This window comes from Pseudomonas koreensis, assembly GCF_036668835.1.
GTDB lineage: Bacteria > Pseudomonadota > Gammaproteobacteria > Pseudomonadales > Pseudomonadaceae > Aquipseudomonas > Aquipseudomonas koreensis_I.
Genome location: NZ_JAZEVW010000004.1, coordinates 211,080 through 227,830 on the forward strand (window position 1 = coordinate 211,080; position 16,751 = coordinate 227,830).

12 protein-coding genes are annotated in these 16,751 nt (G+C 54.9%); 4 read left to right on the plus strand and 8 right to left on the minus strand.

Going from position 1 to position 16,751, the window contains the following annotated elements:
- From V6F91_RS13725 to orn, 6 genes are all read right to left on the minus strand, one after another.
- A complete protein-coding gene (locus V6F91_RS13725) occupies positions 1-4,773 on the minus strand; it encodes an RHS repeat-associated core domain-containing protein (protein WP_332765243.1) in 4,773 nt (1,590 codons plus the stop codon).
- A gap of 93 nt (positions 4,774-4,866) precedes the next feature.
- Complete coding sequence (locus tag V6F91_RS13730; RefSeq protein ID WP_332765245.1) at positions 4,867-5,808, minus strand: hypothetical protein; 942 nt, start codon at positions 5,806-5,808, stop codon at positions 4,867-4,869.
- A gap of 335 nt (positions 5,809-6,143) precedes the next feature.
- A complete protein-coding gene (locus tag V6F91_RS13735) occupies positions 6,144-8,570 on the minus strand; it encodes a leucine-rich repeat domain-containing protein (protein WP_332765247.1) in 2,427 nt (808 codons plus the stop codon).
- Between the two features lie 183 nt (positions 8,571-8,753).
- Complete coding sequence (locus V6F91_RS13740) at positions 8,754-9,791, minus strand: hypothetical protein (RefSeq protein WP_332765249.1); 1,038 nt, start codon at positions 9,789-9,791, stop codon at positions 8,754-8,756.
- A gap of 153 nt (positions 9,792-9,944) precedes the next feature.
- Entirely contained in the window at positions 9,945-10,556 is a 612-nt protein-coding gene (locus tag V6F91_RS13745) for a trimeric intracellular cation channel family protein (RefSeq protein WP_039756834.1), read from the minus strand.
- Between the two features lie 274 nt (positions 10,557-10,830).
- Positions 10,831-11,373, minus strand: coding sequence for an oligoribonuclease (orn, locus tag V6F91_RS13750; RefSeq protein ID WP_332765252.1), 543 nt, complete (start codon positions 11,371-11,373; stop codon positions 10,831-10,833).
- A gap of 107 nt (positions 11,374-11,480) precedes the next feature.
- On the opposite strand from orn, the gene rsgA reads away from it, so the two are divergent.
- From rsgA to V6F91_RS13770, 4 genes are all read left to right on the plus strand, one after another.
- A complete protein-coding gene (gene rsgA, locus V6F91_RS13755; RefSeq protein ID WP_332765254.1) occupies positions 11,481-12,512 on the plus strand; it encodes a small ribosomal subunit biogenesis GTPase RsgA in 1,032 nt (343 codons plus the stop codon).
- A 209-nt stretch (positions 12,513-12,721) separates the two neighbouring features.
- Positions 12,722-13,129: a TIR domain-containing protein gene (locus V6F91_RS13760; RefSeq protein ID WP_090280733.1), complete on the plus strand. Its 408-nt coding sequence runs from the start codon at positions 12,722-12,724 to the stop codon at positions 13,127-13,129.
- Between the two features lie 2 nt (positions 13,130-13,131).
- A complete protein-coding gene (locus V6F91_RS13765) occupies positions 13,132-14,091 on the plus strand; it encodes a caspase family protein (protein ID WP_332765257.1) in 960 nt (319 codons plus the stop codon).
- On the plus strand, positions 14,091-14,576 hold the full coding sequence (locus V6F91_RS13770) for a toll/interleukin-1 receptor domain-containing protein (protein WP_332765259.1): 486 nt from the start codon (positions 14,091-14,093) through the stop codon (positions 14,574-14,576). The genes V6F91_RS13765 and V6F91_RS13770 overlap by 1 nt, the downstream gene beginning before the upstream one ends.
- 250 nt (positions 14,577-14,826) lie before the next feature.
- Here V6F91_RS13770 and motB read toward each other — a convergent pair whose 3' ends face one another.
- Positions 14,827-15,867: a flagellar motor protein MotB gene (gene motB, locus V6F91_RS13775; protein WP_332765261.1), complete on the minus strand. Its 1,041-nt coding sequence runs from the start codon at positions 15,865-15,867 to the stop codon at positions 14,827-14,829.
- A gap of 3 nt (positions 15,868-15,870) precedes the next feature.
- On the minus strand, positions 15,871-16,722 hold the full coding sequence (gene motA, locus V6F91_RS13780) for a flagellar motor stator protein MotA (RefSeq protein WP_024011357.1): 852 nt from the start codon (positions 16,720-16,722) through the stop codon (positions 15,871-15,873).
- Positions 16,723-16,751: the final 29 nt, after the last annotated feature.

A 16,751-nucleotide genomic window follows, 5' to 3' on the forward strand; every position in this document is an offset into this window, starting at 1 on the left:
TCACCATTGCGGGTCGTGAGTACCGACTTGCTTGATGATGATTTGTCTGGTGTTGTCATTCACCAGAAAAAAAGTACGGTGATCATGCGTCACACGCATGTGTGCATGCATGAATCCCTTATGCTCACCATTAGGTTTGAAGTTTTTGTAGTTAGGATAGTTTTCGTACAGGCCCGTGGGGAAAACCTTCGCGGCCTCTCGAGGATGCGTATTGTGGTTTATGATCTCTGCCTTGTACTCGTTGTACTTCGCAAGCTGTGCTTTTCCACGTTTTCCCTCATCGAGATAATTGTGACTGGCAAAATCTTCAATAACCGTCCAGTTTGCTGGCGGCTCCGCCTCAGCAGCAGCGGCACCGGCTTTGCTTGATTTGGAAAACTCTTTCTTGTAAGGCATGCCGAACGTCGCGTATTCCTTTTCCACGATCCTGCCCGGCGGCTCGTCAGCCAGTTTCACAAGATACTGGCGCGGCTTCAGTGTTTGCGCGACTGCGTGCCGAACCGCCAGTGCACCCGCAGCAGCCGACGCAATACCCAGCCCCATACTTACCCAGCCGAGTATTTCGCCGACCTGGGATTGTGGGTCATACGCATAGGCAATCTCGCTGCCAATGGCAGTCACCCCTGAAGCGACGCCCAGCCCCATTGCCAACAGGGCTAATGGCGTAGCAGCACCCAGGGTCACGATACTGGCGACAATCCCGATAATCCCCAGCGCAATCCCCGCAATCGACTGCCAGGAAATATGTCCCGTAGGGTCAATGCGATTGACTGGATCACCCAGGCAGTATGCATAGGCATTCAAACCTCCCGCACCAAACGGACTCATGCTGTCGGGACTGGTGAACCGCATCAGGGTCGGGCTATAGGCCCGGTAACCGTTGCCGAGCAGGTACAGACCTGTGATTGCATCCGGTTGCTCGCCATTGAAACCCGCCAAACTGAACAACGCGCCTTCGGCTGGACGATGTCCATAAGGGCTGTAGGCATTGTCTTCCCATTGCTCCCCGTGTAACTGGGCCAGCACAGTTTGCTGTTGATCCGCCCCGAAGATCCGGCTGCCGACGTTAGCCCCGAATTGCTGTTGCCCCAGTATCAATCCACCATCGCGTACGACACTGCGCGAATCCTCGCCACGAATTTCGCTACTGACTGCCGAGTGGTGATAGTAGCGTTGCACATCCGGCATGCGCGGTTGCGACAGTTCAACGATTCGGTCAAAGCCGTCGTAATGGAAACCACGCACTACATCCCCTCGAGCATTGCTCACCCGGTTCAGCCGACCGAAGGCGTCATAAGCCAAATTACGCGCCTGATCGTCCTTGATCATTCGACCGTCGGCGTCGTACTCCAGAGTGACCGGCGCGGGATAGTCAGCATGGGAGTGCGTTACACCAATAAGCTGCGCCGGATCGATTTCGCTGAAACTGAAGGTCGTTACGTTGACGCCTTGGGGAAAGGTGGTTTGCAGCGTCAGGATGTTGTCCTGCGCGTCGAAGATAAATATTTGCTGAGCGATCTCCTTGCCGTAGGGATCCCGTGGCCGCTGGCTGCCATCGCAGTCGTACTGTTTGAGGCGCCCGCGCACGTCGTAAGTGAAACGCTCATCACGCAGCACGAAAGCGCCGCGCCTCAAAACCTTCTGCCCCAGTTTACCTGCCACGGTGTAGCTGGAGCTCAGCGTCTGAGTGGGCAAACCGCCGACTTCAAAACCTCGAGTTGTTTCACGCCCTATATCGTCGTAGGTCAGACGCGTGGTCAACAGGCGCTTGGTCGAAGTGTCGCGTGTTTCGATCCTCTCCAGCAGGCCGCGTTTGTCATAGAAATAATCAGCCTGCACCGCACCTTGCTTGAATGAGGTTCTTCGCCCCCAGTTGTCGTAATCGGTCTGGTGCTTTGTACCGAGCACATCCACGTAGGTAAGGGGCAAACCGGCGAAAGAATAGGTATGGGAAACCGTCTTGCGTTGTTCGCCATATTGACTGGTTTCCGACTTCAGGCGTCCAGAGGGGAAGTACTCGAAATGACGCTCGCGACCCTGTTCGATGCAGCTCTTGGTTTTTCCGTTCTGGACATCGTAGGTGAATCGGGTGGCCAACCCGTCTTCGTCCCCCTCGGTCACGGCCTTGCGCTCAGTCAACACTCCGCCCAGTTCAGGGGCATGGACGAACTCGATTTTCTGGCCCGCAGCATCTGTTGAGGACTTGGGCAGGCTGCGCCCAGCCTCGTAACTGCTGACCGACTTACGCCCCCCCACAGTAATCTCGGTCACACGGTTCAAACCATCGAACCTCTGTTGTCCCAGTGGCAAACCCGCCACTTTGATTTCAACCGGCAGCTCACCAGTGCTATGGGCAGCAAATGTGGTTTCCACGGCATGGCCGTCCGGCAGAACACTGCGAACCATCCGGTCGAACACATCATATTCGTAGCGGGTGATGTTGCCGGCGGGATCGGTCTGACTCAGGGTTCGGCCCAAACCGTCATATCCATAAACGGTTTTACCCAGGCTTTGATCCTTGAGATCGAACATCTCGACGCTGTCCGGCTTACCGAAAGCATTGACGGCGGCAACTGTCTTGCCCATGCCCTGCTGCCAGTTTTGCTGCTGGCGGCTGATCGGGTCAAACACACTATGCTCGATGCGCCCATCGCCATGGCGGGTCTCTGTGACCTGTCCCCAATTGTCGTAAGAAAACTCCGTCCTGACCTCCCGCAAAAGGCCTTCCCACCAGTCACCGTGAATGACCTGCACCGGCCGTCCCGACTGGTCATGAAACGTGCTGTAGACCGTGCGCATCGGGCAGTTGCCCTGCGTGTCGGGGTTGTCGCAATCCTTTTCCTGAATCGCCATGATGCGGCCCAAACCATCGTATTTGGCGATCTGCATACCACCTGATGAGTCTGTCGTGGTCATCCTCGCAGGCTTGTTATCTTTGGCAGCCTCATAGTTCCAATGAGTAGCGGAGGCAAACGCCGTACCGGGTGAGAATGTCTTGCGCAGACGGCGGCCAAGTTTGTCGTATTCATACTCGATGACGCGGTCGTCAGCATCTTTCTCGGACATTATCAGTCCGTTCAGGGTCGAGAGCGTTTGCTCACTCGAACTGGTGGTGTCGTCAAAACCGTGCACGGTTTTTTTCAGCACCAGGCTGGTACCGTCGAGTACATACGAGTACTCGATGCGAGTTGTCGTGGCATTGCGGACCACGCTTTGGTGTAGCAATAATCCGTGCCTGGCAGGGTCCTTGGGTGTATTGAGATAAGTCATGTCGACTTGGGAGCGAAGAGTCTCACTTCCGTCCACCAGTTCGAAAAACTCCTCCTGGATGGGCACGACATTAGCGTGCGTCGCGCCTTCGAGAACGGGATGCAAAGCGTATCGATAGCGGGTAACGGTAGAGGCGCCGCCGCCAACCGCAGGCACTACGGTCTTCTGCTTTAGAAAGCGGACAAACCCTAGGGGATCTTTCGGACAGTCTTCTGATTCGGAGTCTGGGTAGTATTCAAACTGCGTGGTCACACCGTTGGCACCCACCTGCTTGACCAGGTTGCCGATAGAGTCGAATTCAGTGGTAGATATCTCGGTGCGCTTCTTATTGGTCGTGCGGTCTTCATAACTGAGGGCATGGGACCTGGGCATCCTGAATTGCGGGTCCTGCCCGGTAAATGGCTTGGTGACGTCACAGTGATATTCGGTAGAAGCCGACGTCACCGCATTACCACATTGCGTCACTTCAGAGACCAACAGATGAAATTTGTTGTAAGTGCGTTTGGTGTGAGTATGAAGCTTATTTCCCACAATCAACTGTTCAGTGGAGCTGTACTGATATTTCGCCTGTGCCCGGTAAAGCAGGTCAATGTCATCCTTGCTATCCGCTTCTACACCATAGCCCAGGTAGTTTGGATCCGAGTAGGTGTAAGTCTTGATTATCTTTCGCTGCCCTTGCTTGGCAAAAATATCATGCGCTATCACGTACGGTACGTGTTGCATTCCACCAGGAAACATGTGGCCGTCGCGCTTGTAGCGGATGATTTCAACGGTCCCAAGCGGCGAATCAACACGACTGACATAATTGATACCGTGAATGATTTCGTACTGCAGATCCCAACTCCCACCGACCGGTAAGGCTATGGCGGTGACACGATCGTTACTGAATGTCAGCGAGAATTCTGTGCTGTCCGGCATGTCAGGATTCTGAGTAAACGTAAGCTTGCCAGCAGTACTGCCGACCTTGAGCAGTACTCTTTTTGCATCCCTTATCTCAACGAGTTTTGGTTGCTCATTGAACAAGGCATACTTCAAAGCGATGCTAGCGCCGTTCGCAGCGATAATTTTCTTGGGCACCGCGATCCGGGTAGCACCAAAAACCTCAAGCTCTTCTCGCCGGCCATCTTTGTAGTGAACGGCATACTGCCCGACACCCGTTTTCAGAACCTTGGCGCTCTCCAGCTTCATTTCCCTGAAAAATAAAGCTTTAGAAGTTTCAGAGGCTTTATAGGTCTCACCGTTGGCCAACGTCATGACCTTACTGCGCAAGTCATAACGACTGCTCGCGAGCGACCAACCTGTGCCATAACCTGCGTTACGCGTGTCAATTGGGTTGAAGCCTAGCGAAAGATTGAATGATGGTCCGTTAAGATCGGTAGAGCGAATGGCACCCAGTGTCAGAGCCACGGCATAGATACCCGTACGGGGATCTACGCCACCAGCGACAAATCCGCCGAAATTGAATGCATTGGAACGTACTGAATCCGTAGCTTGACTGTTCATGGATAACTTCCTGTTATTATCAAAAAGCACACAAGCAAGCGTCCCGCTTACATTGCAGAGAACAACGAATAGGGGTAATCGCAAAAAACCTAGTCAACTCAATGTGTAAGAGCGATTAACAATATCGGGATTGATACGAACGTTGTGCTCGGTACCGTATTCATCAAAAACCTGCAGATTCAATTGAGCCGTGCGAGCAGGTTTGTTCGGATAGTCTTGTGTCAAATGGCTAAGTATCGATATCGTCCCAGGATCCTGGGCCAAAGAGCGGAATCCTGTTGAAGTACGGGCGGTGACCTGCACACCATAAATCGGTCCAATAAAAGCAACATAACCTCTCACCCCAGGAGACAGATTTAGGGCATTACCCGATGAGAAGAACTCGGTTGCAAACTCTTCGTCATATCTGGCATCGAAACTCGCCCAATCCAGCAAATTGATCTGCCGTCCTTCCGCATGTAAAGAGAGACTGTGTAATTCGGTTCGTTCAAAAAGGCTGGGCAGATCAAGAACTCTGGTTTTTTTCATCACAAAGTTTGAGATTGGATACTGCTTGGGGGCGATTGCCTCCAGGGTAACGCTGCTGTCATAGCCATGACGACCATCGCTTCGATACTTTACTCCTTGCAATGTAATTTCAGCTGCAATCTGAATCGAACCCGGACGACTGCTGGTGACCCAAAACTCAAAAATCTGCACACGTTCCGAAGGATCCGATATCCGGTTATCGGGCGCAGGCACCAGCGGCAAAACGCGGGCTGCACCACCTGACATATTGTGCGCAAAGCGGTTTTCCTGAGTTCCGACACTCCAGCTATCACCCAATGGTGCGGAGGTGTCATAGCTGATCAACTTGAGAGTCTCAAGGGCCGGATGCCCATAAAGCGACACCTCCTCAGCGTTCGAATTTTCTCCCGAAACCAGCACCAATACCCTGACTTGCATACGACCGTTGGCGTAAAGCGCCTTATGACGAATTGTTGAAGTGTCAAACTTTACTTGAAATCGCTGAACACTCAAATCTTGTTCAAACATATAAAACCCTTTAACCAACTTATTTACGCAGCACGACATTGCTGTTTGAGCCGTTATTAATACACGCACCGCATTCAAATAAAACAGGGGTTTTATTTCCACTTGTAATGATTAAAAAATAATTCCCAGACAAACAAAACCCGAAACAGCTTAGCCAGAGACAGAAAACAACCTCAACACCGAAACCAACCAAACAGCCAACACAATGCAATACCGAAAACTTTCACACACAAAAAAGCCCACTCACACGAAATCGTTTGCAAAACGAGACTGGAAGTGGACTTTATTCATATTGTTACTTGTTACTGAAGCGCGATTATCACATCAAAAGAACTTCATACCTCATCACTATCAGACCCCACGCCGCTGTCCGAAAACTCGGAAAGCTCGAAAGCCTCATCAAACACCTGATCCTGAATCCTGATAGCGATTTCGCTATCCATGCTGGCGTTCTGGAGATATTCATTAATACGTAGCAGTGCTGCCTGGCTTAACGGATTACCCCTCAGGTCTACATACGTGTCTTGGGTATCCGGGATGTCAAAAAAATCATCCCCGATATCAACTATATTGTTGTCGCGTAAATCAAGGATTTTGAGCCTGCTCAAGCGCTCTACACCGGAGGGAATACTGGTCAGCCCAGTGTTAGCCAAGTACAACTCTTTGAGTTGATGCATGAATCCCACATGAGGAACGACAACCAACGGATTTCCGTCAAGCCTCAATAGTGTCAACGTTTCGATTCTCGAAAGACCCTCCGCTTCGGCTTCAGACAGTTGAAGTAAACAGTCTTTCAAGATCAAGTGCCGCAAGTCACGCATTTGGAAAATGCCCGGAGCGAATCCATCCATGCGTACTTTTTCAAGAACCAAATAACTCATACTGGGGAAACTTTCGAGAAATCTACCCAATTTCACGCCTGGATTGCGCGCCTCCAACACGAGCTCCGTCACGTGCTCTAGTCTAGTGCTTATTTTGGGCAACTCAGCGTTGAAATCGATGAACGAACTGAAACTTTCACCTGCTGCGTCTTCTACTGAAAGCATTTTTTGCTGCCAAACCAATAGTAATTTTTCGCTGAACCTCTGACGCAGCCGCGACTGTTCAGCAAATGCCTCGGCGCTCCATACCACTCCCTCTGTTGGATGTGGAGGCACCTCAACACGCCACACTTCCAATTCATGACGTAGCGTGGCGAACTCATTTTCCAGACGACTTAAAACTCCAGAGGGATCGTGCTGTAAGCGCTTGTCGATGAACGCCGCCATGTCGTCGTTCGAAATCTCTGGGTAAAGATCACGTATGCGACTTTCAAAAGACTTCGTCGATTCAGGGCTTACGTCGGCTCCGCCGCGCAACAGCCCCTCTTGCCGGTTTTGCGTTGTACCCGCCTTGACGGTGGCTGGAAGCGGTGCCAAGCGCAGCAGTTCGCTCACCACTTGCCGCGATGGTGGAGGCTGAGTACGGATTAATTTTTGCAGCGCCTGGCCAGCCCCGACTGAAATGCCGAGCGTTTTACGATGCACTGGCAACAACAAGGACCAGAGTGTCGTATACAGATTTTGCGCACCCTGAAGAGACGGCGGGCCGCCGCTTGCCACCATGTAAGCATCATGATGACGAATCAGCAGGTGCCGATCCGATGACTGGGCATCGCCGATAGCCGCGAAGACGTCTCCGTCAATCGCGCCTTGATGAATCTCTATACGAACCTGCTGCGGCCAATCCACGAGATTTCCGATCATATGCAGTACTAACCGGTCACTGTCCGGATTGACTAGCGCCTCCAAATAAATGCCTTCCAGGGCCCTTGCCAAGCGAACTTCTCGCAAAGCCACGAGAGTCGCAAGCGCCACTCTCTGTGGGATGCCAGGCTGGTTATGCAGATGCAAACGCTCGGCAGCACTGGTATCACGCCATATCGCCTGTGCAGCCGTTTTCGGTAGATCAGGGAATACACGGCGCATCCGCAAAGTGTTTTCATCACAATCGGACTCGAAGGCATCCTCAACTTCTTTGAAGCGCGTGAAACTCTCATTGGCTCCGCGGCCCTCCGCCTGAACTTGTTGATCAAGTTCGAATCGCCTGAGGGTGTCTTCCAGCAAAAAAGGCACAGGGCGATCATGCGCGATCAGATGACGCAGCTCTGCTTCGTTGACCCCGCTCACTGCCAGCAGGCGTACAACCGTGGTGTCGGAAAACTGCGCAACGGAGCGTCCCGATCGGCGAAAAAGTTCTGCGGCCTGCGCTGTAATTGAATCGGAGATAGTGAAACCGTCACTCTCCAGTGCGACCCAAAACCGGGACTCGCCATCCCGCTTCAATAGGGGCCCGGAAGGCGTGCGTTCTCTGGCCAGCGTGGCACGAAGCAGACCGCTCTCAGCGTCCGGAACCACTTGCACGATATGGTCACTGGCGACGGCGACATACCGACGCTGCTTCAAAATCCGGATGCCCTGCGCATCGGCATCGCCGAGGTTTTCAGGTGTGGGTATCCAGTAATCCGTCAGCGAAGACTTCGCGGCAAGCAGCTCAAATTCGCCAATTGCGGAAGAACTCGGGTTCGCGCTCACGCTGATCGCCGGCATCACTACGACGGCGTCTGGTTCGAAGGAAGGACGTAACGGTTCGAGGCGGCTGGGTATGGGCAGATGCGGCATTGCTGGAGAGGTGAACGGTAGCCGGTGAGAGCCATCCGCATTGACTTCAGGCGTTTTGGTTGGGGCAGAAACAGGTTTGACCTTTGGCGGTTTTCCAGCCATGTGTGCTCATCCTTGAGGTGGGATTGTGCTGCCCCTTTCGACAAAGGGGCGAGCGTCTGGAGCTGGTAAGGGCACTTTTATGCAAACTACCCACCATTGAACATCACAGCTTATCGGTAGCTGCACCGCATGAGGCATACAGATCTACTACTTCCACCGACATTGCATCAGTGAAAGCACTCATCAGCCGCGCTGCAGATACAAATTGCGCTCATAAAAATTAACGCGAATCGCCAGCTTATGTTCAGTGCCGTATTCATCAATGGCAACAAAGTGAAGGGTGCCTCCAAATTTGCTTCGACCCGCAGTTGTGCTCGAATATTCGGAGAGGGCTTGCACAACGGTCAGTTCTCCATCGTGGTCATTAACCTTTACATGATAATTTTCATCATTCCACGACGGAGCGTCAGGGAAGAAAGCGTACGCATACGGGTCGCCCTTCGCCGGCAAGGAAACAAACAATTCTTTTGTTTCGGGGCGAGCCAGAAACACGCTCATGTAATTGGTCATTGGTTCGTTGAGTTTATTTCCCCCTGCAAACAAATGATCGGCACCTTTTTCGATTCCATCTACAATCCAGTCGACCAGTTTGATCTGCTGCCCCTGCGGATAGAGTCCCAAATAATAGTTGAAGATACGATTGCCGTAGTGCTCATTGCCGCGACGGGTCTGGTACCAGCGGAACTGTTCAACGGCATAGGTCACAGGTGTTTGTGCTTCGAGGGTGACGCTGCTGTCATGAACGCTGGTAAGCGTGGTGCCGTTGCTAAGAAGCTTTTCCCCATTCAGGAACAAACGCGCAGCAACCTGGGTGGTGCCGGCGACCGCTGAGGACACCCAGAACGTGCGGACCTGCGGATGCAGGCTGTCATATTCTGATCCGTCGTCGTCAACATTTGCATTATTGGACGAGCCTGGTGCTTCAAGAGTGTATTGCCCTTGTTCCGTACTGGCCGTCCAACCGTCGCGCAAGGTTTTCCCTGTGTTGTAATGAATCAGCTGAATACTTTCCATTACATCGGCCGGTATGTGTACTGCGCTGCCATTGACGTCCACCCCGGAAACCAGCACTTGTACCTTGACCTGCATTCGGCCATTACCGAATAGCGTTTTGTTGTAACTACTATCACTGGCATCGAACTTGACCTTGAAACGGGCAATAGCTTCGAGTAGGGGAGGGATAGAGGGGTGGTCGCTTGCAGTTTCGATACTTTCACTCATGACGAAAATCCTTTTAAGAAATGCATTCTTGACTGACATCGCAGATGCCACGCAGAGAAATACATCACTTTAAAAAATCGGCAAAATGAAAAATGTAAGAAACATACCCTTGCAATGTCGTAAAACTATAAAGTCATACCTGAATAAAAATCTTCAATGTTCATCGTTATAAACAAACTTTGGCATTTCCCAATGAAAACGAATTGCCAGCAGACGTAACAAGAACCCGCCGAACAGCGTAATCAGGATGGCTTGTTCGCCAGGGACATTCAGATAAAGACACAGCATGTAGCACCATGCTGCAGCAAACGACACGCTCGCATAAAGTTCGCGCCGAAAAATCAACGGAATGTCGTTGCAGAAAATATCGCGAAGAATGCCGCCGAATACTCCGGTGATCACCCCACTGACTGATGCCACCAGCATGCCGTGGCCCATTTCCAGCGCGGTCATGCAGCCGATCAGGGTGAACGCCACCAGACCGACTGCGTCGAGCACCAGAAACAATGAGCGCAGGTGGCGCATCCAGCGCGCGGTGAACACGGTGAACATTGCCGCAACCGAGGTCAACACCAGATATTCCGGGTGTTTGACCCATGTCAGCGGATAATGCCCCAACAGCACATCACGAACCGAACCGCCACCCAACGCGGTGATGCAGGCAATCAGCACCACACCAAACCAGTCCATACCGCGACGACCGGCAGACAAAGCCCCGGTCATGGCTTCAGCGGTAATGGCAATCAGATAGAGCATCAGCAACATGGCGGCGATCCCGGCAGAGAGGCGCGCAGTCTAGCCACTTCGCACCGGTATCAAAAGAGATGACGTTAGCCTCGCTCCAGCCTGAAGCTTCGTTCTTTGAAGTCAGTGCGGATAGCCCGAGGTAGTACTTGTAAATACGTTGTTTTCTCTAATATTTGCGGCCCAGACAAAAAATTACCAATGCTCAATTAACATCATCGGCCCGGCAGGTTCGGAAATATCAAAGAAAGGCAAAATGCAGGAGCAACCCGCGGCCGCTCCTGCGCAAACCTGATCAATATTTGATGAAGTGCTTGCGGTAATGCTGCAGCTCGGCGATCGATTCGCGGATGTCGTCCAGCGCCAGGTGCGTGCTGCCCTTCTTGAAGCTGTCGCGCACGTCCGGCGCCCAGCGTGCGGCCAGTTCCTTGAGGGTGGAAACGTCGAGGTTGCGGTAGTGAAAATAGCGTTCCAGCGCTTTCATGTGGGTATAGAGGAAGCGACGGTCCTGACAGATGCTGTTACCGCAGATCGGCGATTTGCCCTTCGGCACCCACTTTTCCAGGAAGGCGATGGTTTCGGCTTCGGCTTCGGCCATGCTGATGCGGCTGTCGCGCACACGCTGGGTCAGGCCCGAGTTGCCGTGGGTGCGGGTGTTCCACTCGTCCATGCGCGCGAGGACTTCGTCGCTGTGGTGGATAGCGATCACCGGGCCTTCGGCCAACGTGTTGAGGTCGCTGTCGGTAACGATGGTGGCCATCTCGATGATGACGTCGTTATCCGGGTCCAGACCGGTCATTTCAAGGTCGATCCAGATCAGGTTCTGCGGGTTTTGCATATTCGGGCTCCTGGGCAATGCTGCGCAGTTTAGCCTAGGCCGCTGGCCGGGCGTGCTAAACTCGCGGCCGTTTTACCTAATCGCTGCATTCTTCAGACGGAACACCCATGGCCAAACGCCAACTCAATCGTCGTCAAAACTGGCGCATCGAAAAGATTCAGGGCGAGCGCGCCGCCCGCGCCGCCAAACGCGAGTCCTCGGCGGTCGAAGCCCTTGAGGGCGGCGACCTCGGCCCTGAACAACACGGCCTGGTGATCGCGCACTTTGGCGTACAGGTCGAAGTCGAGGCCGTTGACGGCGAACTGGCGGGCCAAGTGTTTCGCTGCCATTTGCGCGCCAACCTGCCGGCACTGGTAACCGGCGACAAAGTGGTCTGGCGCGCAGGCAACCAGGGCATCGGCGTGATCGTCGCGCAATTGCCGCGCACCACCGAGCTGTGCCGCCCGGACAGCCGGGGCCAGCTCAAACCGGTCGCAGCCAACGTCGACATGATCGTCATCGTCTTCGCCCCGCTGCCCGAGCCGCATGCCAACCTGATCGACCGCTATCTGGTCGCCGCTGAACACGCAGGCATCCGCCCTCTTCTGCTGTTGAACAAATTTGACCTGATCGACGAGCAGAACGCCCCGGCGCTCAACGCGCTGCTGGCGGTGTATCGCACGCTGGGTTATCCGGTGCTGGAAGTTTCGGCGCATCACGGCAATGGCATGGAACAGCTGCAGCAGCAACTGGACGGGCGCATCAGCGTGTTCGTTGGCCAGTCCGGCGTCGGCAAGTCCTCGCTGGTCAACAGCTTGTTGCCTGAGGTGGAAACTCGTGTCGGGCCGTTGTCCGAACTGTCTGGCCAAGGCACGCACACCACGACCACCGCGCGGCTGTTCCACTTCCCCGGCGGCGGTGAACTGATCGACTCGCCGGGTATCCGCGAGTTCGGTCTCGGTCACGTCAGCCGTGCCGATGTTGAAGCAGGCTTCATCGAATTCGATGATCTGCTCGGCACCTGCCGCTTCCGCGATTGCAAGCACGACCGCGAGCCGGGCTGTGCGCTGCTCAAGGCGCTGGAAGATGGGCGCATTCAGCAGCAGCGGATGAACAGCTACCGCTCGATCATCGCCAGCCTGCCTGAAAACGGCTATTAAACAGGCCTGTCGGCAGCCCTTCGCGCAGGGTTGCCGACTGTCAGTTTCTGCCTGACCCTTCGAAGCATTTTTAAACGTCGGAGTTTTCTGTAAGGCTTTCGCACGCCTGCTTGAAGGATATTTCTGTTTTGCCGCTCAGACCTTGTGAGCGCGTTCCAGATGCCTACATTCGGTTCCTCTTTCGCCTCTTGCGATCTTCGAGGAACGCCATGCAAACCTATCACCTGTTCATCAGCCATTCGTGGAGCTATGCCCACGCCCACGACAATCTGGTGCGCCTGCTTAACGCGAAACCGGGGTTTACCTACAAGAATTTTTCGGTGCCAACGCACAATCCGATCCTTGATGCTCGTACCGATCAAGAACTTGAGCAAGCCATCGAAAACAAGATTCGCCCCTGCTCGGCGGTGCTGATCATGGCCGGCATGTATTCGACGTACAGCAAGTGGATCAACAAGGAAATCGAGATCGCCAAACGCATGGGCAAGGTGATCATCGCCATCAAACCGTTCGGCGCCGAGCGCATTTCGACCGTGGTGCGCAACGCGGCACACGCCGAATGCGCGTGGAACACCAACAGCATCGTCAGTGCGATTCGCCTGCATACGGCGGTGTGAGCATGCGCAAGGGACTGTTTATCGGCATCAACCATTACGCCCACGTTTCACCGTTGAGTGGATGCAACAACGATGCGATGGCCATGGCCTCGGTACTGGAACGTCACGCCAACGGACGCCCCAATTTCAGCTGCAAAGTGCTGACCTCGGCCGAAGACAACCTGACACTGGCGACCCTGAAACAGCAGATTCAAAGTCTGTTCTCAGGCGATTGCGACGTAGCGCTGCTGTACTTCGCCGGCCACGGTCAGTTCGATACCAGCATCGATGAGGGTCTGCTGATCCCGCAGGACTTCAAACACGGCGGTGAAGGCATTCGCATCAGCGACATTCTGCAATGGGCGGATCAAGCACCGCACATCAAGAACAAGATCATCATTCTCGATTGCTGTCAGGCCGGTGCAGCGGGCGCCCTGCGCAACTTGCGCGGCGGAAGCAGTGTGATCGGCGAAGGGATGACCATTCTCACCGCGTGCAAGAAAGAACAGTACGCCCTGGAAAGCCGCGGTCACGGCGTGTTTACCGATCTGCTGTTGCAGGCGTTGCACGGCGGCGCGGCGAATGTGCTGGGCAAGGTCACGCCGGGCAGTGTGTATTCGTTTGTCGACAACGCCCTGGGTGCGTGGGAACAACGTCCGGTGTTCAAGACCAACGTGTCGCAGTTCGTGCCATTGCGCGAAGTCGCGCCGCTGATCGCCGAAGAAACCCTGCGCAAACTCAAGGACTGGTTCCCCGAGCCCAGCTCCGTGTTCCGGCTCGACCCCAGCTACGAGCCCACCGAAGCCACATTCGATGCCGACCACGGCGCGATTTTCAAGCAACTGCAGATGTGCAACCGCCACAGCCTGATCGAACCGGTCGACGCCGAACACATGTACTACGCCGCCCTCCACTCCACCGGCTGCCGCCTGACGGCCCTCGGTGCGTATTACCGCGAACTCGCTATCAAAGGACACTTCTGATGCCCGTATTCATCAGCTACCGCCACATGGACCGCGCGCATGCGATTGCTATCAATGCCCGCCTGACCCAGGCGAAGATCAAGACTTACCTCGACGTGCTCGACCCGGAATCGCAGACCACCGACGACATCACCGGGGTGATCACGCGCAACATTACCGAGTGCACGCATTTGCTGGCGGTGGTTTCAGAGAAGACGGCGTTGTCGTGGTGGGTACCGTTCGAAATTGGCGAAGCGACTATCAGCAATCGCCGGATCTGTTCGTTCAAGACCGGCCCGGCGGAGCTGCCGCTTTATCTGGATAAATGGCCGAAGCTGAGCACCACCAGTGATCTGGATTTTTTCATCGATGCCTATCGCGATGAAGTCCTGAGCAAACGCTCGATGGCGCTCGATTCGATCAATGAATCGATCAAGGGCAGCTACAAGCGCAATGCCGAGTTCTTTCATGAACAGCTGAAAAACCGGATTCGGCGCGGTTTCTAGAACGTCGTCACGCCTGAAAGCCCCTCACCCTAACCCTCTCCCAAAGGAGAGGGGACTGACCGCGCGTTTTTTGAGAAGTACGCAGACTTGAGATATTACGATCGAACTCTGGTTCTGAAATCCCTGAAGATCGGCTCCCTCTCCCTCGGGAGAGGGCTGGGGTGAGGGGCTGAGATCTATGCGGCACATTAATCCTCAAGCCGAAAAGATCAGGCAAAAAAAACCGACATCACTGTCGGTTTTTTATCAATCACTGCTTCGGCGCTGGCGCCGCCCCACCCGGCGCAGCCGGCTTCGGCGCGGCATCATCAAACAGATTCAGCCGCTCACGCAGTTCATGCGCAGGCACCGGTTGCTGATCCGCCGGCAATGCATTCGGATCAGCTGGCGCCGCCGGTGCAGCACCGTTCTGACTCTGATCCGCCGGTTTGGCAGCATCGGCACCCTGCGCACCCTCGATGGCCGCTTGGGCCTTCTTGGTCAGCACGACGATATCGATGCGGCGGTTGACCGGGTTGAACGGGTTCTCGCGATCAAACAGTGCCGACGAGGCATAACCGACCACCCGCGCCACTTGCGCATCCGGGTAGCTGCCAGCGACCAAGGCACGCCGGGCGGCGTTGGCGCGGTTGGCCGATAGCTCCCAGTTGCCGTAGTCGCCGCTGCCGATGTACGGCTTGGCGTCGGTGTGGCCGCTGATGCTGATCTTGTTCGGCACCGCTTTGATGGTGTCGGCCATGGCCAGCAGAATATCTTCGAAGTACGGTTTCAGACGTGCAGACCCTGAGTCGAACATCGGCCGGTTCTCGGCGTCCATGATCTGGATGCGCAAGCCGTTGGGCGTGATTTCGAAGAGAATCTGGTCTTTGAATTTCTGCAGCTGCGGGTTCTCGTCAACCTTGTTCTGCAATTCTTGCAGCAACAGCTCCAGACGCTCCTTTTCGACCTGCTCGGCCATGCCTTCAACCTGCTCGGTGTCGACCGTGACCTTATCGGGTTGCGGCTGCGACTTCACTTCCGGGTTGAGGGTATTTTCCGGCGCCAGGGTCGGCGTGCCGCCCAGATCGATGATGTACGGCGTACCGCTTTCGGAGAAGCCGACCGGGTCCTTGAAGTAACCGGCGATGGCGATTTTCTGTTCCGGCGTCGCGGTGGACAGCAGCCACAACACCAGGAAGAACGCCATCATCGCCGTGGCGAAGTCAGCGAAGGCGATTTTCCACGCCCCGCCGTGGTGCCCGCCGGCAATGCGCTTGACGCGCTTGACTATGATCGGCTGATTATTTTCCATGACTTAACGACCGCGAACCGCTTGTTCCAGCTCGGCGAAGCTCGGACGGTGCGCCGGGTACAGAACCTTGCGCCCGAACTCGACCGCCAGCGACGGCGGCATGCCGGAAGCGGAGGCAACCAGCGAGGCCTTGATGGCTTCGTAGACGTTGAGTTCTTCCTTGGCATCGTGAGCCAGCGAGTGCGCCAGCGGGCCGAAGAAACCGTATGCCGCGAGAATACCGAAGAACGTACCGACGAGTGCCGCACCGACGTGCAGACCGATCGACGCCTGGTCGCCCTCACCCAGCGAGGCCATGGTCACCACGATACCGAGTACCGCCGCGACGATACCGAAACCGGGCATGCCGTCGGCGATGCCGTTGACCGCATGCGAGGGGTGCTCAAGGTCTTCCTTGAGGCTGTACAGTTCCATGTCGAACAGGCCTTCGAGCTCGTGCGGAGCCATGTTGCCGGAGGACATGATGCGCAGGTAATCGCAGACGAACGCGGTCATGCGTTCATCCTTGAGCACCGCCGGGTACTTGGCGAAGATCGGGCTCGCGGCGGCATCTTCGATGTCGCCTTCAATAGCCATCATGCCTTCACGGCGGCTCTTGTTGAGGATCTCGTAGATCAGCCCGAGCACTTCCAGATAGAACGTGTGGGTGAAACGCGAACCGAACATGCTCAGGGATTTCTTGAGCACGTGCATGGTCATGTAACCGGGGTTGGCCTGCAGGAACGCGCCCAATGCCGCACCGCCGATGATCATCACCTCGAAGGGCTGGATCAGGGCGGCAATCTTGCCGTGGGAGAGCACGTATCCGCCGAGCACGCTCGCGAATACGACGATGATGCCGATAATTTTAGCCATAGGTAGAAGGTACTTGTTTAAGTCGGGTT

Coding starts and splice junctions, on each gene's coding strand:
- V6F91_RS13725 (WP_332765243.1), bottom strand. CDS start 4,773: ATGAACAGTCAAGCTACGGATTCAGTACGTTCCAATGCATTCAATTTC.
- V6F91_RS13730 (WP_332765245.1), bottom strand. CDS start 5,808: ATGTTTGAACAAGATTTGAGTGTTCAGCGATTTCAAGTAAAGTTTGAC.
- V6F91_RS13735 (WP_332765247.1), bottom strand. CDS start 8,570: ATGGCTGGAAAACCGCCAAAGGTCAAACCTGTTTCTGCCCCAACCAAA.
- V6F91_RS13740 (WP_332765249.1), bottom strand. CDS start 9,791: ATGAGTGAAAGTATCGAAACTGCAAGCGACCACCCCTCTATCCCTCCC.
- V6F91_RS13745 (WP_039756834.1), bottom strand. CDS start 10,556: ATGTTGCTGATGCTCTATCTGATTGCCATTACCGCTGAAGCCATGACC.
- orn (WP_332765252.1), bottom strand. CDS start 11,373: ATGCAAAACCCGCAGAACCTGATCTGGATCGACCTTGAAATGACCGGT.
- rsgA (WP_332765254.1), top strand. CDS start 11,481: ATGGCCAAACGCCAACTCAATCGTCGTCAAAACTGGCGCATCGAAAAG.
- V6F91_RS13760 (WP_090280733.1), top strand. CDS start 12,722: ATGCAAACCTATCACCTGTTCATCAGCCATTCGTGGAGCTATGCCCAC.
- V6F91_RS13765 (WP_332765257.1), top strand. CDS start 13,132: ATGCGCAAGGGACTGTTTATCGGCATCAACCATTACGCCCACGTTTCA.
- V6F91_RS13770 (WP_332765259.1), top strand. CDS start 14,091: ATGCCCGTATTCATCAGCTACCGCCACATGGACCGCGCGCATGCGATT.
- motB (WP_332765261.1), bottom strand. CDS start 15,867: ATGGAAAATAATCAGCCGATCATAGTCAAGCGCGTCAAGCGCATTGCC.
- motA (WP_024011357.1), bottom strand. CDS start 16,722: ATGGCTAAAATTATCGGCATCATCGTCGTATTCGCGAGCGTGCTCGGC.